At 63.8% G+C, this 17,315-nt stretch carries 19 protein-coding genes; 13 read left to right on the forward strand and 6 right to left on the reverse strand.

What is annotated here, in order from left to right:
• Positions 1 to 34: 34 nt before the first annotated feature.
• The 3 genes from K3174_RS14305 to K3174_RS14315 all read right to left on the reverse strand — a co-directional run bounded on the left by K3174_RS14305 (position 35) and on the right by K3174_RS14315 (position 2,628).
• Positions 35 to 361, reverse strand: coding sequence for a 2Fe-2S iron-sulfur cluster-binding protein (locus K3174_RS14305; RefSeq protein WP_221559813.1), 327 nt, complete (start codon positions 359 to 361; stop codon positions 35 to 37).
• Entirely contained in the window at positions 358 to 1,434 is a 1,077-nt protein-coding gene (locus K3174_RS14310; RefSeq protein WP_221559815.1) for a cysteine desulfurase family protein, read from the reverse strand. The genes K3174_RS14305 and K3174_RS14310 overlap by 4 nt, the downstream gene beginning before the upstream one ends.
• A gap of 99 nt (positions 1,435 to 1,533) precedes the next feature.
• The gene (locus K3174_RS14315) at positions 1,534 to 2,628 is read right to left on the reverse strand and encodes a cysteine desulfurase family protein (RefSeq protein ID WP_247712204.1); all 1,095 of its coding nucleotides are present in this window, start codon (positions 2,626 to 2,628) and stop codon (positions 1,534 to 1,536) included.
• 77 nt (positions 2,629 to 2,705) lie between these two features.
• On the opposite strand from K3174_RS14315, the gene K3174_RS14320 reads away from it, so the two are divergent.
• Both K3174_RS14320 and K3174_RS14325 read left to right on the forward strand, forming a co-directional pair.
• A complete protein-coding gene (locus tag K3174_RS14320) occupies positions 2,706 to 3,362 on the forward strand; it encodes an alpha/beta hydrolase (RefSeq protein WP_221559817.1) in 657 nt (218 codons plus the stop codon).
• A gap of 178 nt (positions 3,363 to 3,540) precedes the next feature.
• On the forward strand, positions 3,541 to 4,206 hold the full coding sequence (locus tag K3174_RS14325; RefSeq protein ID WP_221559819.1) for an energy transducer TonB: 666 nt from the start codon (positions 3,541 to 3,543) through the stop codon (positions 4,204 to 4,206).
• 7 nt (positions 4,207 to 4,213) lie between these two features.
• Here the strand turns inward: K3174_RS14325 and K3174_RS14330 are convergent, their stop codons facing one another.
• Positions 4,214 to 4,423 (reverse strand): hypothetical protein, encoded by a 210-nt coding sequence (locus tag K3174_RS14330; protein WP_221559820.1) that lies wholly within the window; start codon positions 4,421 to 4,423, stop codon positions 4,214 to 4,216.
• Between the two features lie 143 nt (positions 4,424 to 4,566).
• Between K3174_RS14330 and K3174_RS14335 the strand changes: the two genes are divergently transcribed.
• The 4 genes from K3174_RS14335 to K3174_RS14350 all read left to right on the forward strand — a co-directional run bounded on the left by K3174_RS14335 (position 4,567) and on the right by K3174_RS14350 (position 9,768).
• Positions 4,567 to 6,420, forward strand: coding sequence for a DUF885 domain-containing protein (locus tag K3174_RS14335; protein ID WP_221559823.1), 1,854 nt, complete (start codon positions 4,567 to 4,569; stop codon positions 6,418 to 6,420).
• Between the two features lie 70 nt (positions 6,421 to 6,490).
• Positions 6,491 to 6,640, forward strand: coding sequence for a hypothetical protein (locus K3174_RS14340; protein ID WP_221559825.1), 150 nt, complete (start codon positions 6,491 to 6,493; stop codon positions 6,638 to 6,640).
• A gap of 9 nt (positions 6,641 to 6,649) precedes the next feature.
• Positions 6,650 to 8,056: a DUF1570 domain-containing protein gene (locus K3174_RS14345; RefSeq protein WP_221559827.1), complete on the forward strand. Its 1,407-nt coding sequence runs from the start codon at positions 6,650 to 6,652 to the stop codon at positions 8,054 to 8,056.
• Between the two features lie 80 nt (positions 8,057 to 8,136).
• Positions 8,137 to 9,768 (forward strand): FAD-dependent oxidoreductase, encoded by a 1,632-nt coding sequence (locus K3174_RS14350; protein WP_221559829.1) that lies wholly within the window; start codon positions 8,137 to 8,139, stop codon positions 9,766 to 9,768.
• A gap of 6 nt (positions 9,769 to 9,774) precedes the next feature.
• On the opposite strand, the gene K3174_RS14355 is transcribed toward K3174_RS14350, so the two are convergent.
• Both K3174_RS14355 and K3174_RS14360 read right to left on the reverse strand, forming a co-directional pair.
• Positions 9,775 to 10,137: a hypothetical protein gene (locus tag K3174_RS14355; RefSeq protein WP_221559831.1), complete on the reverse strand. Its 363-nt coding sequence runs from the start codon at positions 10,135 to 10,137 to the stop codon at positions 9,775 to 9,777.
• A gap of 133 nt (positions 10,138 to 10,270) precedes the next feature.
• Positions 10,271 to 11,869 (reverse strand): phosphoenolpyruvate carboxykinase, encoded by a 1,599-nt coding sequence (locus tag K3174_RS14360; protein WP_345719666.1) that lies wholly within the window; start codon positions 11,867 to 11,869, stop codon positions 10,271 to 10,273.
• 179 nt (positions 11,870 to 12,048) lie between these two features.
• Here K3174_RS14360 and K3174_RS14365 point away from each other — a divergent pair, with 179 nt between their 5' ends.
• From K3174_RS14365 to K3174_RS14395, 7 genes are all read left to right on the forward strand, one after another.
• A complete protein-coding gene (locus K3174_RS14365) occupies positions 12,049 to 12,804 on the forward strand; it encodes a response regulator transcription factor (RefSeq protein WP_221559834.1) in 756 nt (251 codons plus the stop codon).
• Complete coding sequence (locus tag K3174_RS14370; RefSeq protein WP_221559836.1) at positions 12,804 to 14,369, forward strand: ATP-binding protein; 1,566 nt, start codon at positions 12,804 to 12,806, stop codon at positions 14,367 to 14,369. The genes K3174_RS14365 and K3174_RS14370 overlap by 1 nt, the downstream gene beginning before the upstream one ends.
• Positions 14,366 to 14,806, forward strand: a complete 441-nt coding sequence (locus K3174_RS14375) for an HPr kinase/phosphorylase (protein ID WP_221559838.1) — start codon at positions 14,366 to 14,368, stop codon at positions 14,804 to 14,806. The genes K3174_RS14370 and K3174_RS14375 overlap by 4 nt, the downstream gene beginning before the upstream one ends.
• 10 nt (positions 14,807 to 14,816) lie before the next feature.
• A complete protein-coding gene (rapZ, locus tag K3174_RS14380) occupies positions 14,817 to 15,713 on the forward strand; it encodes an RNase adapter RapZ (protein WP_221559840.1) in 897 nt (298 codons plus the stop codon).
• Positions 15,714 to 15,784: 71 nt separating this feature from the next.
• Positions 15,785 to 16,210 (forward strand): PTS sugar transporter subunit IIA, encoded by a 426-nt coding sequence (locus K3174_RS14385; RefSeq protein WP_221559842.1) that lies wholly within the window; start codon positions 15,785 to 15,787, stop codon positions 16,208 to 16,210.
• On the forward strand, positions 16,207 to 16,485 hold the full coding sequence (locus K3174_RS14390) for an HPr family phosphocarrier protein (RefSeq protein WP_221559843.1): 279 nt from the start codon (positions 16,207 to 16,209) through the stop codon (positions 16,483 to 16,485). Before K3174_RS14385 ends, K3174_RS14390 begins: the two co-directional genes overlap by 4 nt.
• Before the next feature lie 3 nt (positions 16,486 to 16,488).
• A complete protein-coding gene (locus K3174_RS14395; protein WP_221559845.1) occupies positions 16,489 to 17,307 on the forward strand; it encodes a TrmH family RNA methyltransferase in 819 nt (272 codons plus the stop codon).
• Positions 17,308 to 17,315 lie beyond the last annotated feature (8 nt).

Raw genomic sequence — 17,315 nt, forward strand, 5'->3', positions numbered from 1 at the left:
AATCGACCAAACCCGCTCCCAGGGGGACCGGCGGTTAGCGCCGCATGTCGTGGCTCTCCGCCGGGATCGTCACGGCCAGCCCGTCCAGCGCCGCGCTCAGCACGATCTGGCAGGACAGGCGGCTGGTGCGCATAACGCCGGCGGCGAGATCGAGCATATCCTCCTCCTCCTCGCTCGCCTCGTCCAGCCGATCGAACCATTCCGGTGCAACGATCACGTGGCAGGTGGAGCAGGCCATCTGCCCTTCGCAGGTTCCCTCCAGCGGCAGACCTGCCGCCTGCGCCACGCGCAGCAGGTTGTCGCCGGGTTCGGCCTCGGCACGCACCGTGTCGCCCTTCGACGTGACGAATTCGACTTTCACAATCCTTGCGCCTCCGCAGCAGCGTTGATCTTGCCCGCAGCCTCTTCGATTTCATCGAGTTTCGTGTAACGCCCGAACCCGAGCCGGATCGAGCTTTTCGCCTGCTTGTCGTCTAGGCCAATGGCCTTGAGGACATGGCTCGGCCGGCCCGATCCGCTGGCGCAGGCGCTCCCGGCTGAGAACATCACGTCGCGTACATCGCTCATCAGCCGGGCGACATCGAGCCCGTCGCGGCGAATATTGAGGTTGCCGGGCCAGCGCGCTTCGACACTGCCGTTGATTGTCCAGTCGGCAAACAGTTCGGTCGCGCGGTTCCACAGTGTTCGGACATGTTCGGCGTCCTGATCGAGCGTCTCTTTCGCACGCTGTGCAGCCGCTCCCATGCCCGCGACCAGCGCCGGAGAGAGCGTGCCGGAACGCAGGCCGAACTCCTGCCCGCCGCCGGTCTGGACTTCATCAAGGTCCAGTCCGTCGCGCACCCACAATGCGCCGACGCCCTTGGGACCGTGGAATTTGTGCGCCGAAATCGCGATCATGTCCGCCCCGGTGACCTCGATCCGGCCATAGGCCTGCACCGCATCGCACAAGAACAAGGCGTTGTTTTCCTTGGCCTTGCGGTGCCATTCGATCGTGGGCTGGATCGTCCCGATTTCGTTATTGACCTGCATTACGCAGACGAGCCGCGTGTCGCCCGGCAAATCCTGCCTGGTGTTGCACTGGCCGTCCGCAGCGACATTGAGCACATGGCTCTTGCCTACCGCCTGCGCGGTATCGCCGACCGCCGAATGCTCGATGGCCGAATAGGACACCGTGCCCCCCTGCCCCGAACCCCGGATCGCCAGATTGAGCGCCTCGGTCGCGCCGCTGGTGAAGATCACTTTGCCGCCTGCGGGAAACAGCGCCGCAACCTGATCGCGCGCCAGCTCGATCGCAGCCCGGGCCTGCCGCCCCATGCGGTGCGCGCTGTGCGGATTGCCGAAGCCGGTGCCGCCCGGCCCGTCGAGCCAGCGCAGCATCGCGTCGCGCGCTTCGGGTGCGAGCGGGGTGGTGGCCTGGTAGTCGAGATAGATCACTGTACCCTCATACAGTCATTGCGAGCGAAGCGAAGCAATCGAGGGCGCATTTCCATGGATTGCCGCGTCGCCCGCGGCTCCTCGCAATGACGGAAGAAATCAGGCACCGGCCAGATCGAGCCAGACTTCGCGGAAGCGCTCCACTTCGGCGCGGGTCGTGTTCCAGCCGACCGAGACGCGGATCGTGTTGGCGGCAACCTCCGGTTCGACCTGCATCGCCTCGAGCACACGACTGGTTTTCATCGTGCCGCTCGAACAGGCCGAGCCTTGCGAAACGGCGATCCCTGCCATGTCGAACCGCATGACCTGCGCGGTGGCGCTCATACTCGGCATGGCGATCGCGCGGATATAAGGCGTGGGGTCGGAGAGGCGGTCGGACAACCAAGTGCCGCCGAGCTTGCGGCATTCCTCGGCCAGCGCATCGAGCGGTTCGAGCACTTCGGGCGCGACATAAGGATCGCTGCAAGCCGCGAGCGCCGCCGCCATGCCCAGCACGCCGGGCAAATTCTCGGTCCCGCGCCGATAGCCACGCTCCTGCCCGCCAGAGGGCGCGAGCATGGCATAGTCCTCTACCAGCAGGGCGCCGATGCCGATCGGTCCGCCGAATTTGTGCGCGGACACGATTGCCATGTCGCAGCGCGGGGTCGCGTACCGTCCCGCCCCTTGCGCACAATCCGCGAGCACCAATCCGCCCGCCTGATGAGCTATGCCCGCAATTGCCGAAAGATCCTGCCGATTGCCGGTTTCGGAGTTGATCTGCTGGACCGCCACGAGAGGACGTTCGCGCTCCACGGCTTCGGTCAGCACTTCCGGATCAAGGGAACCATCGCTACAAACAGGCAATCGCTCCGCATCGGGAGCCGCCTGCAAAACGCAATCATGCTCGACGGTGGAGACAAGCCGTGCGCCTGCATTGGCATGATGCAGCGCCAATGCCGCCGCCTCACTCGCACCCGAAGTAAAGATCACCTCGCCGTCCCAGCCAAGCGCCACCTTCACGCGTTCGCGCGCATCCTCCAGCAGGCTGCGCGCCTTGCGGCCTTCAGCATGCGGACTCGACGGATTGGCCCATAGCGCGAAGCCTTCTTCCATCGCCGCGCGCGCTTCGGGGCGCAGCGGCGTTGTGGCGGCATGGTCGAGATAGATGCGGTCCGGGATGATACGTGCTCGAAATGATTGCGATTTGGGCGACAAACCCTATATAGCGCGCCACTTCGCGCAAAGCCTTATCCGGCGCAAGCGCTTCGACTTTTGCTTAGGGTACACCTCCCATGCCGACCGTGATCTTTCCCGGCCCCGAAGGCCGCCTCGAAGGCCGTTTCTCTCCGGCCCCGCGTCCGCGCGCGCCCGTCGCGATGATCCTCCACCCGCACCCGCAGGGCGGCGGCACGATGAACGAACAGATGACGCAGCGGCTCTACAAGACCTTCGTCAATCGCGGTTTCGCCACCCTGCGCTTCAACTTCCGCGGCGTCGGCCGCAGCCAGGGCAGCTTCGACAATGGCGTGGGCGAGCTGTCCGATGCGGCCAGCGCGCTCGACTGGGTGCAGCAGGTCCACCCCGAAGCGCAGGTGACCTGGATCGCCGGCGTCAGCTTCGGCGCGCTGATCGGCATGCAGCTCCTTATGCGCCGCCCCGAGATCCGCGGCTGGATCAGCATCGGTGCGCCGGCGAGCATGTACGATTTCTCCTTCCTCGCCCCCTGCCCCGCCAGCGGCATCTTCATCCACGGCGCGCAGGACACAGTGGTACAGCCGAACGCGGTGACCAAACTGGTCGAAAAGCTGCGCACGCAGAAGCACATCACCGTGCATCACGAGGAAATCCCGCGCGCGAACCACTTCTTCGAAAACGAGCAGGAAGAGCTGATGAAGTCGGTCGACAATTACCTCGACTTCCGCCTCGATCCGAGCTGTCCGATTACCTGACAGTCGCGAACGCGGCCGTAACTCGATGAGCCGGGTAGGGCCTGGCCCCGCTTCCGAATACGCTAAGGTTGCGTAATGCAACGCGAAATCGTTTCCGGATGAAATAGTTACGTTGTATCATCTACCGTGTGAGGAGTCGCGCAAAGCAGCCTCCCGCATCGGAAGAGGAGCTACAACCATGTCCTATGTAGACCAGTCCAGCAGGCCGTCCGCCGCCAGTATGGCGGCTGTGGTCGGGGTGCATGCAGCCTTTGCCGCGATCCTGGTCGCCGGCCTGACTGTGAGCGGTACCATGCCCGAGATCATCAACAAGATCGGCGCCACGAATATTCCGATCGATCCGCCGCCGCCGCCGAAACCGGTCGACCCGGTAGAGCCGAAGGCGGCCGAGCCGACGGAAACGCTGGTTCACATTCCTACGCCGAAGCTCGACCTAAAGCCGGCCGATCCACCCTTTGAGAATACACCGCTGGTCTTCCCGCCTTTGCCCAAGCCCTCTCCCGGACTGGGTACGGAAATCCCCAAGCCGACCCCACAGCCGGGTCTGGACCCGGTCGCCGCGAAGCCACGCAACAATCCCGGCGCATGGCTTACCGACAATGACTATCGCCCGTCATGGATCAGGCAGGAACTGACCGGTCTGGCGAAATTCCGCCTCGAAATCGCCGCCGATGGCCGCGTGACGAACTGCACCGTCACCGGCTCGACGGGCCATGGCGAACTGGACGACGCGACCTGCAAACTCGTCACCCGGCGCGCGCGTTTCGAACCCGCGCGCGACAGCAATGGCCAGGCAGTGGCAGGCAGCTTCAACAGCTCGGTGCTCTGGCAATTGCCCGAGTGACGCCATCCTAGCGGGCGCCCTGCTCGAGCTTGTCGAGCGGGGCCTCGCCCCCGGCATCGGGCACGGTCCAGATCGCCACATTGGCAAGTGCGATGGCGGCCAGCAGAACCATCAACAGCGAATTCTTCGCATTGCCCGTGCGCCGCCACATGAAGAACGCACCGATCACCAGCAGGATCGCTGCGAGGACGGTGATGGAAAGCACGGTGTCGAGCATGGCAGTGCCATAATCCGGCGATCGGTCGCTGCAAAGCATCAAAGGCAAAAGACCATGCGCTTCGCACCACTCCTTCCCACGGCGGAAGTGCCCGCGATCTTTACGATTTGACTAGCAGCACCACGCCGCGCACACCGGCGAACATGACCCGGAACAGCTTCGACCTCACCCGCCGCCAGACCCTCGCCGGGCTCGGCGCGACCTCCGCCCTTGCCCTGACCGGCTGCGCCGCCACCGTCCGTCCGGAGGGCGTGGCCAAAGCGCAATCGATCGGTGCGGAAAGGCTGCTGGAAGTCGCCGGATACAACCTGCTCGAACACGAACCGGAACGGGCGACCTCGCTCGGAGTGGATACGGACCAGTATTATCGCCTGCGCGGCAAGCTCGAAGATCAGTCGCCCGCGGGGCAGGACGCCTTTGCCGCCACTTTGCGACAGGATCTCGACCGCATTCGCGCCGTTCCCCGGGACGGTCTCGACAGCGAGAACCTGACCAATCTCGAAGTGGTCGAAAGCGCCTACGAACTCGCGCTCGACGGCTTCGCCCTGCCCTATGGCGATACGCCGGTCGGCAACTGGCGCACCGCACCTTATGTCGTGATCCAGAATGTCGGCCAGTATCTCGCCCTGCCGCGCTTCATGCAATCGGATCACAAGGTCGAGAATGGCGACGATGCCGACGCCTATATCGAACGCATGGAGCAGATGCCGGCGGTGTTCGACGGCGAACTGGCCCGTATCAAGGCCGCGCGCGGCATGGGTGTCGTCCCGCCCGGCTTCCTGCTCGACAAGGCGATCGGACAGATGGAACAGACCGTCGCGAGTGCCGGCAAGGGCGAGATGTTCGCAGCGGACCTGCGTACCAAGCTCACCGCCATGGGCATGCCCGACAGCCACGCGAACCGGGCGGCAATACTCGAAAACGGGCCGATCGCCGAAGCCCTGATCCGTCAGTTGGAGGAATTGCGCGCCGAGCGTGCCGTCGCCACCGACGCGCCGGGAATCTCCGCCCGGCCGCGCGGCGATGAATTCTATGCCTGGGCCCTGCGGTCGAGCACGACGACCCGCCTGACGCCCGACGAGGTCCACGAGCAGGGTCTCGAGGAACTCGAAGCCCTCCACGCACGGATGGACCCGATCCTGCGAGAGATCGGTTATACCGGCGGCTCGGTCGGGGAACGCATGCAGGCGCTGTCGGAAGACCCGCGCTACAAATTTGCCGAAGGCGATCCGGGCCGCGCCGAAATCATGGATTTCATCGCCGAGCGGGTCGAATGGATCAAGGCACAGATGCCGCGTGCCTTCAACACGCTGGTCGATCCCAATATGGAAGTGAAGCGCATCCCGCCGGCAGAGGAAGTCGGCGCGCCGGGCGCCTATGGCGGCGCAGGCAGCAAGGATGGCAGCATTCCCGGGCGTTTCTGGATCAATCTGCGCACCACCGACCTGCACCGCAAATACGATCTCGCCGATCTCACCTATCACGAAGCCATTCCCGGCCATGTGTGGGAGGGCGAATATTCGAACCGCCTGCCGCTGATTCGCTCGATCCTCGCCTTCAATCCGTTCAGCGAAGGCTGGGCCCTATATGGCGAGCAGCTCGCCGACGAACTGGGTGCTTATGACGAGTTCACGGTCGGCCGGCTCGGATATCTCCAGAGCCTCGCCTTCCGCGCCTGCCGCATGGTCGTCGATACGGGCCTCCACGCCAAGGGCTGGAGCCGCGCGCAGGCGGTCAACTTCTTCGTCGAGCGCAATGGCAGCAAACCGACCGAAGTCGAAAGCGAAGTCGACCGATATTGCAGCTGGCCCGGCCAGGCGACAGGCTACAAGCTGGGCCACAGCCGCATTGTCGACCAGCGTGCTCGCGCGCAAACCGCCTTGGGCGCTGCGTACGACGTCAAGGCATTCAACGATGCCGTCGTGCTCGGCGGCAATGTTCCGATGGACGTGCTGGAGCACAACGTCGATCGCTACCTTGCCCGTGCAGGCAAATGACACATTTGTCATAGATTTTTCGCTATAGGCGGATAAGCTGCGGTTTGTGGATCAGACCGGGGTCGCAGCCATGTTCAGGTTTCTCGCTGCCTTTGCAGCACTCATTCTCGCCGTGCCCGCGCAGGCCGACTGGTACCGGGCGGATAGCGATCACTTCGTCATCTATGCGGACGACAGCGAAAAGGACGTTGCGCGCTTTGCCGAAATGCTCGAGCGCTAACATTCGGCGATGTCCTACGTCACCGGGCGGGAAGTGGACAAGCCGAGCCCGTCCAATCGCGTGACCGTCTTTGCCGTGGGCGGCTCGCGCACGATGCGCGAGCTTTCCGAAAGGAAGAATGTCGGGGGATTCTACATTCCCCGCGCCGGCGGATCGGTCGCCTTCGTGCCCAATGTGCGCCCGACCTCCGGCGAACTGGAATGGTCGATGACCATTCTCCTGCACGAATATGCCCACCACTTCCTGATCGGCAGCGCGCGCTTCGCCATGCCCCGCTGGATCGACGAAGGCGGCGCGGAGTTCTTCGCCTCGGCCCGTTTCCCGCGCACCGGGCAGGTCGAGATAGGGCGTCCCGCCTATCATAGAGCAGCCGAACTGGCGCTCGCTCCCGAAGTCTCCATGGAAGACCTGTTCGAGCGCGGCAACGTGCAACGCGGCGCCGCCGTCCCGCGCGACGACTTCTATGGCAGGAGCTGGGCGCTCTACCATTATCTGACCTTCGATCAGTCGCGCCAGGGCCAATTGCAGGACTACGTGGGCCGCATTGCCGGTGGCGCCGCTTCCATGGATGCCGCGCAGGCGGTGTTCGGCGATATCGATACTCTGGGCAAGGATCTCGACCGGTATCTGAAGAAGCGCAGGATACTCTCCTTCAACATCCCGCCGGACCGGCTGCCCATCGGGGCTGTGACGGTCGAGCGCTTGAGCGAGGGCATGGGCGACATGCTCCCTGTCATCATCCGATCGAAACGCGGCGTAAACCGCGAACAGGCGGTCGAGTTGCTGGGCGAGGCGCGGGACGTGGCGTCGCGTTACCCGCAGGACGCCGGCGTGCTTGCCGCTCTCGCCGAAGCGGAATTCGATGCCGGGAACGACGATCGGGCCATCGCCGCCGCGGATGCCGCGCTGGCGATCGATCCGTCGGCCAAGAATGCGCTGGTCCAGAAAGGCTACGCACTGTTCCGCAAGGCCGCCGACGCCGAGGACGAGGAAGCTGCCTACACTGCTGCAATGCAGCCGTTCTCGGCGCTCAACCGGCTGGAACAGGATCATCCGCTACCGCTGATCTACTACTATCGCAGCTTCGTCGAGCGGGGCGAGGCACCCAACGAAACCGCCCGCCATGCGCTCGAGCGGGCCGCGCAGCTATCGCCGTTCGATCGCGGTCTGGCGATGCAGGCCGGGCTGATGCAGGCGCGCGAAGGCAAGATTGCGCTGGCGCGCCATACGCTCGGTCCCGTCGCCGCAAACCCGCATGGCGGGGGCATGGCGACCGCGGCCCAGAGCTATATCGAAGCAATGGCGCAGGTCGAGGAGGGAACCGAATGGAAGCCGCAACCGATATCGAACCTGGCCGATGAGCTTGCCGCGATCGCAAAAGACATGGCAGAAGGCGAAGGGGACGAAGGCGACTAGTCCTCTGCGCGGCGGATAGAACCGCGCATCCATGCGTATGCCCTCTGGGCCGCAAACACGGGCAAGCGAGGGACTGAAGAATGGAATCGCTCGGCGAAAATCTGGAAACCATGCCGCGCGTGCCGCTGGCCGAAAGCCATGTGGCCGAGTTGTACCGGATCGGCAGCGAACGCAGCTACGCTGCCGGCGAAATGGTCGCGGAAGCTGGAGAACCGATGGACCGGTTCGTTTACGTCCTCGAGGGCGAAATCGAAGTGGTCGATCCATGGTCGGGCGCCCGGCTGTTGGAAAGTTCGCTCGGCCCGACGCAGTTCATGGGCGAAATATCCTTCCTCAATGCAGGTGCCAATGTCCTCCCCATGCGCGCCGCGAAGCCTACCCGCACACTCGAAGTGCCCCGCGTCGACATGCTCCGCCTCATGGCCCGCATCCCCGAACTTTCGGACCATGTCATTCGCGTATTCTCGGCCCGAAGACGCCGGCAGTTTGAGCTGAGGAATAGCTCGGTCAAGCTGATCGGCGCGGATCGCGATGCCAAGGTGCAGAAGGTCGAACAGTTCCTCAGTCGCAATCGCATCCCGTTTCAGAGTCTCGACATGGACGGAAGCGATGAGGAAAGCCTTGCCGCCTGCAATCTGGTCGATCACCGGCCCAGCGTGATCCTCGGCAGAGACCGCGTGCTCGACGATCCCTCGCCGCGCAAGGTCGCCCAATATCTCCATCTCGACCTCGATGTCTGCCGCGAGACGCTTTACGACGTGCTGATCGTCGGCGGTGGCCCGGCGGGCGTCGCGGCGTCGGTCTATGCCGGCAGCGAAGGGCTGTGCGCGCTGACCATCGAAGATACGGCCATCGGCGGACAGGCCGGCTCCAGCAGCCGGATCGAAAACTATATGGGCTTTCCGACAGGAATCAGCGGGGCCGACCTCGTCTATCGCGGGCAGATCCAGGCCATGAAGTTCGGCACACGTTTCGCCATGCCGCGCACCGTACTCGGTCTGACCCGGCGCGCCGACGGCGCGTTCTGCGCGCAGCTGGACCATGGCGACGAGGTTTGCGCGAAATCCGTGCTCGTGGCGACCGGCGTGCAATATCGCCGCCTGCCCCTCGACCGGCTGGAAGAGTTCGAGGGTTCCGGCATATTCTACGCCGCGACCGATATGGAAGCGCGCTTCTGCCACAATACCGAAGCGGTGGTGATCGGCGGGGGCAATTCCGCCGGACAGGCCGCCATGTATCTCTGCCGCAGCGCAAAGCACGTCCATGTCGTGGTGCGCGGCGACAGCCTGGCCGCTTCGATGTCGAGCTACCTTACCCAGCGGCTCGAAGCCGATCCGGCGATAACGATCCACTACAACACGAAGATTGCCTCCCTGCATGGCGACGACCATCTGGAAGGCGTGACCTTTGCCGCCCCCGATGGTGAATGGCAGCTCGATACGCGCGCTTTGTTCATCATGATCGGGGCGGCCCCGAACACCGCCTGGCTTTCGGGGTTGGTCGAAACGGATGAGAAGGGTTTCGTCAAAACCGGCGCCGAGGTCGGCCGCGACACGCCGTTCGAAACAGGCACCGACGGCATTTTCGCCGTCGGCGACGTGAGGTCGGGTTCGGTCAAGCGCGTCGCCAGCGCGGTGGGCGAAGGTTCGGTAGTCGTCAGCCGTATCTGGGACTACGTCTATCGGTTGCCCGCGCCGGCGAGCGTTATCTGAGGCGGGCTATTTCTTTCCGAACAGGCCGCTTGCCATACCGGCGATATCGTTGAGCGGGTTGCCGTCGCCATCGCGGTCGAGCGATTTGAGAATGCCGCCTGCTTGTGGATGGTCCTTGAGCGTGTTGGCGAACTCCATCAGCGAGCCTTCGCCGCCGATCTGTTGCACGATCTGGCCCAGCGTCCCGGTGTCGAGGCCTGTTTTGGCCGCTGCCAGTTCAACCGTATCGCCTTCCATCTGGTGCGACTGGCCGAGCGCGGCGATGGCCTTTTCGGCCATGGCAGGATCGATGCCGACCTTGGTGGCGAGATTGACGACATCGTCGGGCGAACCGGAGATGTTTTTCAGGATACTATCGAACATGCTCATGCTGGGTCTCCTTGGCTGAGGCTACTTACCATCCTTTAAGACTATCAAGATGACAAAAAAAAGTGGCCCCCGGTCCGGTTTCCCGGCCGGGGGCTCTCCTCTCCAACTGAGCCGCCCTGCGGGGCGTAAGGGGTCAGGCAGCGATCGACCGGTGGGGCGCCGCGTCGCGCACGCCCTGATCGACATGCTGTGCAAAGGGTTCGAAATTGTCGACGAAAAGCTGCACCAGCTTGTTGGCGGTGCGGTCGTATTCTTCCTTGTCCGCCCAGGTCGAACGCGGATCGAGGATGCCATCGTCGACGCCGGCGACGCTAACCGGCACTTCGAAGCCGAAATTCGGATCCTTGCGGAACTTGGCATTATTGAGCGAACCGTCGAGCGCGGCGTTGAGCAGCGCGCGCGTGGCCTTGATCGGCATGCGGTGACCGGTGCCGTATTTGCCGCCCGTCCAGCCGGTATTGACCAGCCAGCACGCGACTTCGCCCCTGGCGATACGCTCTTTCAGCAGATTGCCGTAGACGCTCGGATGACGCGGCATGAAGGGGGCGCCGAAGCACGTCGAAAAAGTCGCTTCCGGCTCGGTAACGCCGATCTCGGTTCCGGCAACCTTGGCGGTGTAGCCCGACAGGAAGTGATACATCGCCTGATCGGGCGTGAGGCGCGCGATCGGGGGCAGCACGCCGAAGGCATCGGCGGTCAGCATGATCACGTTCGAGGGCGGCGGGCCCATATTCTCTTCCGAAGTGTTCGGGATCGAAGACAACGGATAGGCACCGCGGGTATTCTCGGCGAGGCTGTTATCGTCGAGATCGATCTCCCCGGCATCGTTCATCACGACGTTTTCGAGAACCGTGCCTTCCATCTTGGTGGTGGCGTAGATTTCCGGCTCGGCCTCGGGGTTGAGGCGAATCATCTTGGCGTAGCAGCCGCCTTCGAAGTTGAAGACCGCCGTATCCGACCAGCCGTGCTCGTCGTCGCCGATCAGCGTGCGGGTGGCATCGGCCGAAAGCGTGGTCTTGCCCGTGCCCGACAGGCCGAAGAATACCGCGCTCTTGCCGTCGGGGCCGATATTGGCCGAGCAATGCATCGGCATCACGCCCTTGGTCGGCAGCAGGTAATTGAGAATGCCGAACACGCTCTTCTTCATCTCGCCGGCATATTTGGTGCCGCCGATCAGGATCAGCTTTTCCGACAGGTTGACCGCGATCACGGTTTCGCTGCGCGTCCCGTGGCGTTCGGGATCCGCCTGGAAGGTCGGCAGATCGATGATGGTGTATTCGGGTACGAAGCCATCGAGTTCGGCTTCGGTCGGGCGCACCAGCAGCGTGCGGATGAACTGGTTGTGCCAGGCGAGTTCGTTGATGACGCGGACATTGACGCGATATTCGGGCTGCGAACCGCCGAACAGGTCGGCGACGAAAAGGTCGTTCCTGTCGGCAACCGCCTTGAGGAAATCTTCCTTGAGCGCGGCGAAATGCGCCGGTGTCATCGAGGCGTTGTTGTCCCACCACACCGTGCTTTCCGTCTCCGCATCACGGACGATGAACTTGTCCTTCGCACTGCGACCGGTGTGCTTGCCGGTTTCCACCACCAGCGGACCATGCTTGGCGCGACGGCCTTCGCCGTTCTCGAGCGCGGCGGCGGTCAGTTCTTCCGACGTCAGGTTGGGGTGGATGGTGGCGGAAGTCTCGATGCCCTGCGCGGCAAGCGAGTGGGAAAGCGAAAAGGTCACTGAATTCTCCAGCGCATGTGCGGGTTCTCTCTGGAATCGGCCGCGCATACGAATGCACGGCTTTCGCAATGCCCATAATCCGGCCTTGTCGCTGCGTCAAACCGAAGTGAGACAATATGTGTCGGAGCGAGACACGGGCTGCGTTGTTTTGCCAGGCCAATGCCGCTAGTCAACATGCGATGGAGAGCACGAGCGCAGAACCCGCCGCTGGCAATGAAGGCAATCGCACGGTCATCGCGCTGGTCGACGATGATCGCAACATCCTCACGACCGTTTCGATTGCATTGCAGGCGGAAGGCTTCGCGACGCGCGTCTATTCGGATGGCGAGGCGGCGCTGGGCGCGCTGCTCTCGAACCCGCCCGATCTGGCGATCTTCGACATCAAGATGCCCAAGATGGACGGTATGGAACTGCTCCGTCGCCTGCGGCAAAAGTCGCCCTTGCCGGTGATCTTCCTGACCAGCAAGGACGACGAAACGGACGAGGAAGCCGGCTTCGAAATGGGCGCGGACGATTATATCGCCAAGCCCTTCAGCCTGCGGCTCCTGCTCGCGCGCATTCGGGCCATTCTGCGGCGTAGCGGCAGCGATCATCCGCTGATCCTGTCCGAGCAGTTCGACGACAAACCGGGCGAAGTGGTGGAGCGTGGGCGCCTGTATATGGACCCGGCCCGCCACCATGTAACCTGGAACGGGCAGCCCGTATCGCTGACGGTGACCGAATTTCTCCTGCTCGAGGCGCTTTCCGCACGCCCCGGCGTTATCAAGAGCCGCAACCAGCTGATGGATGCGGCTTATCCGGACGACGTCTTCGTCGACGATCGCACGGTCGACAGCCATATCAAGCGCATGCGACGCAAGTTCCGCAGCGTCGATCAGACCTTTTCCGCCATCGAGACGCTGTATGGCGCAGGCTACAGCTTCAACGAAGGCTGATGTCGGAAATCGGTAGCGTTCTCAAAGGCGATCCGCGCCTCGAGAAGCTCAGCTGGTCGCGGCGGCTCTCGCTCACCAGCCGTATCCTGTTCGTCAACATTCTGCCGCTCGTGTTGCTCGGCGGGGGTGTCATCTATGTGGATGCCTATCGCAAGCAACTGCTCGACGAGCGATTCAAGCTGGCACTTGTCGAAGCGCAGATCACCGCCGAAGCGCTGGCCGGGGCAACGCAGCAACGCCAGGAAGCGCTGCTGATCCAGATCGGCAAGGAACAGCGCCTGCGGCTGAGGGTCTACAGCCCCGATGGCGAGCTCGAATCCGACAGTTTCCAGCTCGCTCCCCCCAGCTTCATCCTGCCGCGCAAGGAAGATGTCGATCAGGATGCATTCGCCTTGCGACTGGACCGCTGGTTCGACCGCGTGGTGGGGGCACCGGCCGTTCCCGATTATGTCGAACCCGAAACCGACGATGTAGGCGACTGGCCGGAACTGCAGCGCGCCCGCGAAGACAGCCTGACGCAGATCGTCCTGCGCGATGCGCCCGACGGAACCCATGTCATCAATGCTGCGGCGCCGGTCGGGCTCGATGGCGATACGCTGCTGCTTACGCGCAACCCGGTCGACATTACGGAAAGCGTGCGCGAAGCGCGCTCCACCGTGGCCCTGGTCGTCCTGTTCGCCTTGATCATCTCGACCTTGCTGTCGCTGTTTCTCGCCCAGACCATCGTGCGTCCCTTGCGGGAACTGGTGCAGGCGGCGATCCGCGTGCGACAGGGGCGCGACCGGCAGGTGGAGGTGCCGCGCCTTCCCCAGCGCCGCGACGAGATCGGCATGCTCGCCCGCTCGATCTCCGACATGACCGCGGCGCTGCGTCAGCGCATCGACGCAGTCGAGCATTTCGCAGCCGATGTGGCCCACGAGATCAAGAATCCGCTCGCCTCCCTGCGCAGTGCGACCGAATCGCTCGCCCGGGTCGAGGATCCGGAGTTGCGCGGACAATTGCTCGATATCGCCACCCACGACGTGCGCCGCATCGATCGGCTGGTCACGGAAATCTCCGACGCCAGTCGCATCGATGCCGAAATGTCGCGGACCGAGTTCGAGCCGGTCGATCTCGTCGAGCTGCTCTGCACCATCGTCGAGAACCGCGAGGCACGCGACGAGAACGAGGGGCGTACAGTCGTGCTCTTCGGTACGGACACGCCGGTCAGGGTAATGGGCATACCGGCCCGCCTGGAACGGGTAATCCAGAACCTGCTCGACAATGCCGTGTCCTTTTCGCCCGCCGGCGGCAGCATCTCGGCCGAAATTTTGCGCCGTGACGGCTGGGTCACCCTGTCGATCTGCGACGAAGGGCCCGGCATACCGGAAGAAAAGCGCGAAAAGGTCTTCCAGCGTTTCCATTCCGACCGGCCCGAGGAGGAAGATTTCGGCAATCATTCGGGGCTCGGGCTCGCCATCGCGCGGACGATTGCCGAAGCGCATGACGGCACGCTGGTTGCAACCTCGCGCACGGATGGCGCACCCGGAGCACGCCTCGAACTCGGCCTGCCGACGAAGCGATGACCGTCCTCGCCAATGTCACCGGTGTAGCGATAGCGGGCCGTGCCCTGCTGATCGAAGGGCCGCCGGGATCCGGAAAGTCCTCTCTGGCCCTTGCGCTGATAGATCGCGGCGCGATTCTGGTCGGGGACGATGCGATCCGCGTGACGCGGGAGGGGAGCACGCTGATCGCCGCGCCGCCGCCCAACACGGCGGGATTCATCGAATTGCGCAATGTCGGGCTCGTGGAACTGCCGGTGGCGAAGGGACCGGTCGCCCTGATTCTGCGGCTGGACTCCAAAGCACCGCGTTTCCCGATGGAAACCGTCACGCGTGCGGTCGAAGGGATCGAAGTGCCGGTCCTGCCCTTTGCCGCCGGCGATGCCGTGCAGGCATTGCGCGCCGAATATGCGCTGGCCAGTCATGGCCTCCCCCTCCCCAAATCCGTCCAAAAGGCATAGGCACCCCGCAATGGTTAGCGATTCGGCCAATTCTCAACGCATATTGCTCGTCACCGGCCTGTCGGGTGCGGGCAAGTCGACGGCGCTGGACGTGCTGGAAGACCTCGGCTGGGAGACGATCGACAACTTCCCCATTCGCCTGCTCGGCGGTCTCGTCGGCAGCGGCGGCGATGCCGCCCTGATCGCGATCGGGTTCGATTCCCGCACGCGCGGTTTCGTGCCCGCGGAGATTATCGAATTGTGCAAGCAGTTCGAAGCGCGCGACGATATTGAACTGACCACCCTCTTTATCGATTGCGGCAGCACCGAGCTGGAGCGTCGCTATAACGAAACCCGTCGCCCCCACCCCATGGCTCGCGGGCGACCGGCGCTCGACGGCATCAAGGCGGAACGCGAACTGCTCGAGCCATTGCGGCGCTGGGCCGACATCGTCATCGACACCACCAATTATGCAACCAACCAGTTGCAGCAGGTCGTTCGCGAGCATTTCGCCGATCGGACCGAGCGTGACATGACCGTCACGATTTCCAGCTTCGGTTTTGCCCGGGGCATGCCGCCGCTGGCCGATCTGCTGTTCGACATGCGCTTTCTCGACAATCCGCACTGGATCGACGGGCTGCGCGAACTGACCGGACTCGACGCGCCGGTGGGCGACCATATCGCCGCCGATCCCGCCTTTGCCCCCGCCTTCGACCGCATCATCGATCTGCTGCGCGAAGTCATGCCGCATTATGCCGCCCAGGGGCGCAGCTATCTCAATATCGCTTTCGGTTGTACCGGAGGGAGACACCGCTCGGTTTACACTGCCGAACGCGCCGCGCAGGTCTTGCGCGAGGCCGGATTTTCGCCCACGGTTCTGCATCGAAACCTCGGATCGCGCCCTGCTGACCCGCTCGAGCGCCGCTAGACCCCGGGGCAAGGAATGGTTAATCGCCACGCAGGCATGAACTTCGGGCATCGCAACGGAACTGCAGCTGCATGATCGGCATGATCCTCGTCACCCACGGCAGACTGGCCGAACATTTCATCGACGCGATGGAACACGTGGTCGGGAAACAGGACAACGTGGCCACCATCTGTATCGGCCCGAACGACGATATGGAACAGCGTCGCGCGGACATCGCTAATGCGATCAAGCAGGTCGACACCGGCAAGGGTGCCATCATCCTGACCGACCTGTTCGGCGGCACGCCGTCCAATCTCGCCATCTCGCTGCTCGATACCGGCCATGTCGAGGTCATTGCCGGGATCAATCTGCCGATGCTGATCCGTCTGGCGGGTGCCCGCAAGAGCATGAATGTGGTCGATGCGGTCAACGCGGCCCAGACCGCCGGGCGCAATTACATCACGGTTGCCAGCGAATTTCTCGGCCAGGATCTCGAAAGCGCGCGGAAAGCCTCTTGAGCGAGCTGCGCCGGAGTATCGAAGTCGTCAACCAGCGCGGCCTGCATGCGCGGGCCAGCGCCAAGTTCGTCAATGCCGTGTCCGAATTGCCCGATGGCTGCAAAGTGCGCGTGGCGAAGGGCGAAAACGAAGCTGCGGGCGGCTCCATCCTGGGCCTGATGATGCTCGGCGCGGCCAAGGGCGACACGATCGAGATCATCGTCGCCGGCGAGAATGCCGATGCCGTGCTGGCCGAATTGTCCGCCATGGTCGAGGACGGTTTCGGGGAACCCTGAGCGATGGCTTCAAGCGCGACGAACCGCCGCCACATCACCGGCTTTTCCAATCCGACGGTCAAGGCCTTGCGCAGTCTGCGCGAGAAAAAGCACCGCAAGGCGGCAGGCAGGTTCCTGGCCGAAGGCCTGCGCCTGCTCACCGATGCGCGCGACTGCGGGTATATCCCCGAAGTGCTGGTTCTGGCCGATCGCCGCGATCCCCATCCGCTGCTGACCGCGCTGGAAGAGGCGGTGGAGGCCAATGGGGGCGAGATCGTCGAAACCACGGCCGATATCCTGTCCAAGATCACCGGCAAGGACAATCCGCAGGCCGTGGCGGGCGTGTTCGCGGAATTCGATACGTCGCTGGCGGCGCTCGACCGGTCGGCGGCGGATATCTGGCTGGTGGCGCAGGCGCTGCGCGATCCGGGCAATCTCGGCACGATGCTGCGCACCGGCGATGCCATCGGCGCCGGCGGCCTGATCCTGATCGACGATTGCGCGGACCCCTTCAGTGTAGAGGCAGTGCGGGCCAGCATGGGTGCCGTGTTCACACAATCCATTGCGCAGGCGCGCTGGGAGGACTTCGACGAATGGCTGCGCGGCGGTGCCGGTCAGCTAGTCGCCGCCAGCCTGCGCGATGCCCAACCCTATCGAAGCGCTCCCTATGCCGCCCCGTGTTTCGTGCTGGTCGGCAATGAGAGCCGCGGCCTGCCGGAAGCATACGAGATGGCCTGCGACCTGCGCGTCACCATGCCGATGAAGGGCCGTGCCGACAGCCTCAATGCGGCCGTCGCCGCCGCCGTACTGGGTTACGAGGTTCTCGCCGCACTCGAAGACTGAAGGTCGTC

The organism is Qipengyuania qiaonensis (assembly GCF_019711515.1).
Taxonomy (GTDB): Bacteria; Pseudomonadota; Alphaproteobacteria; order Sphingomonadales; family Sphingomonadaceae; genus Qipengyuania; species Qipengyuania qiaonensis.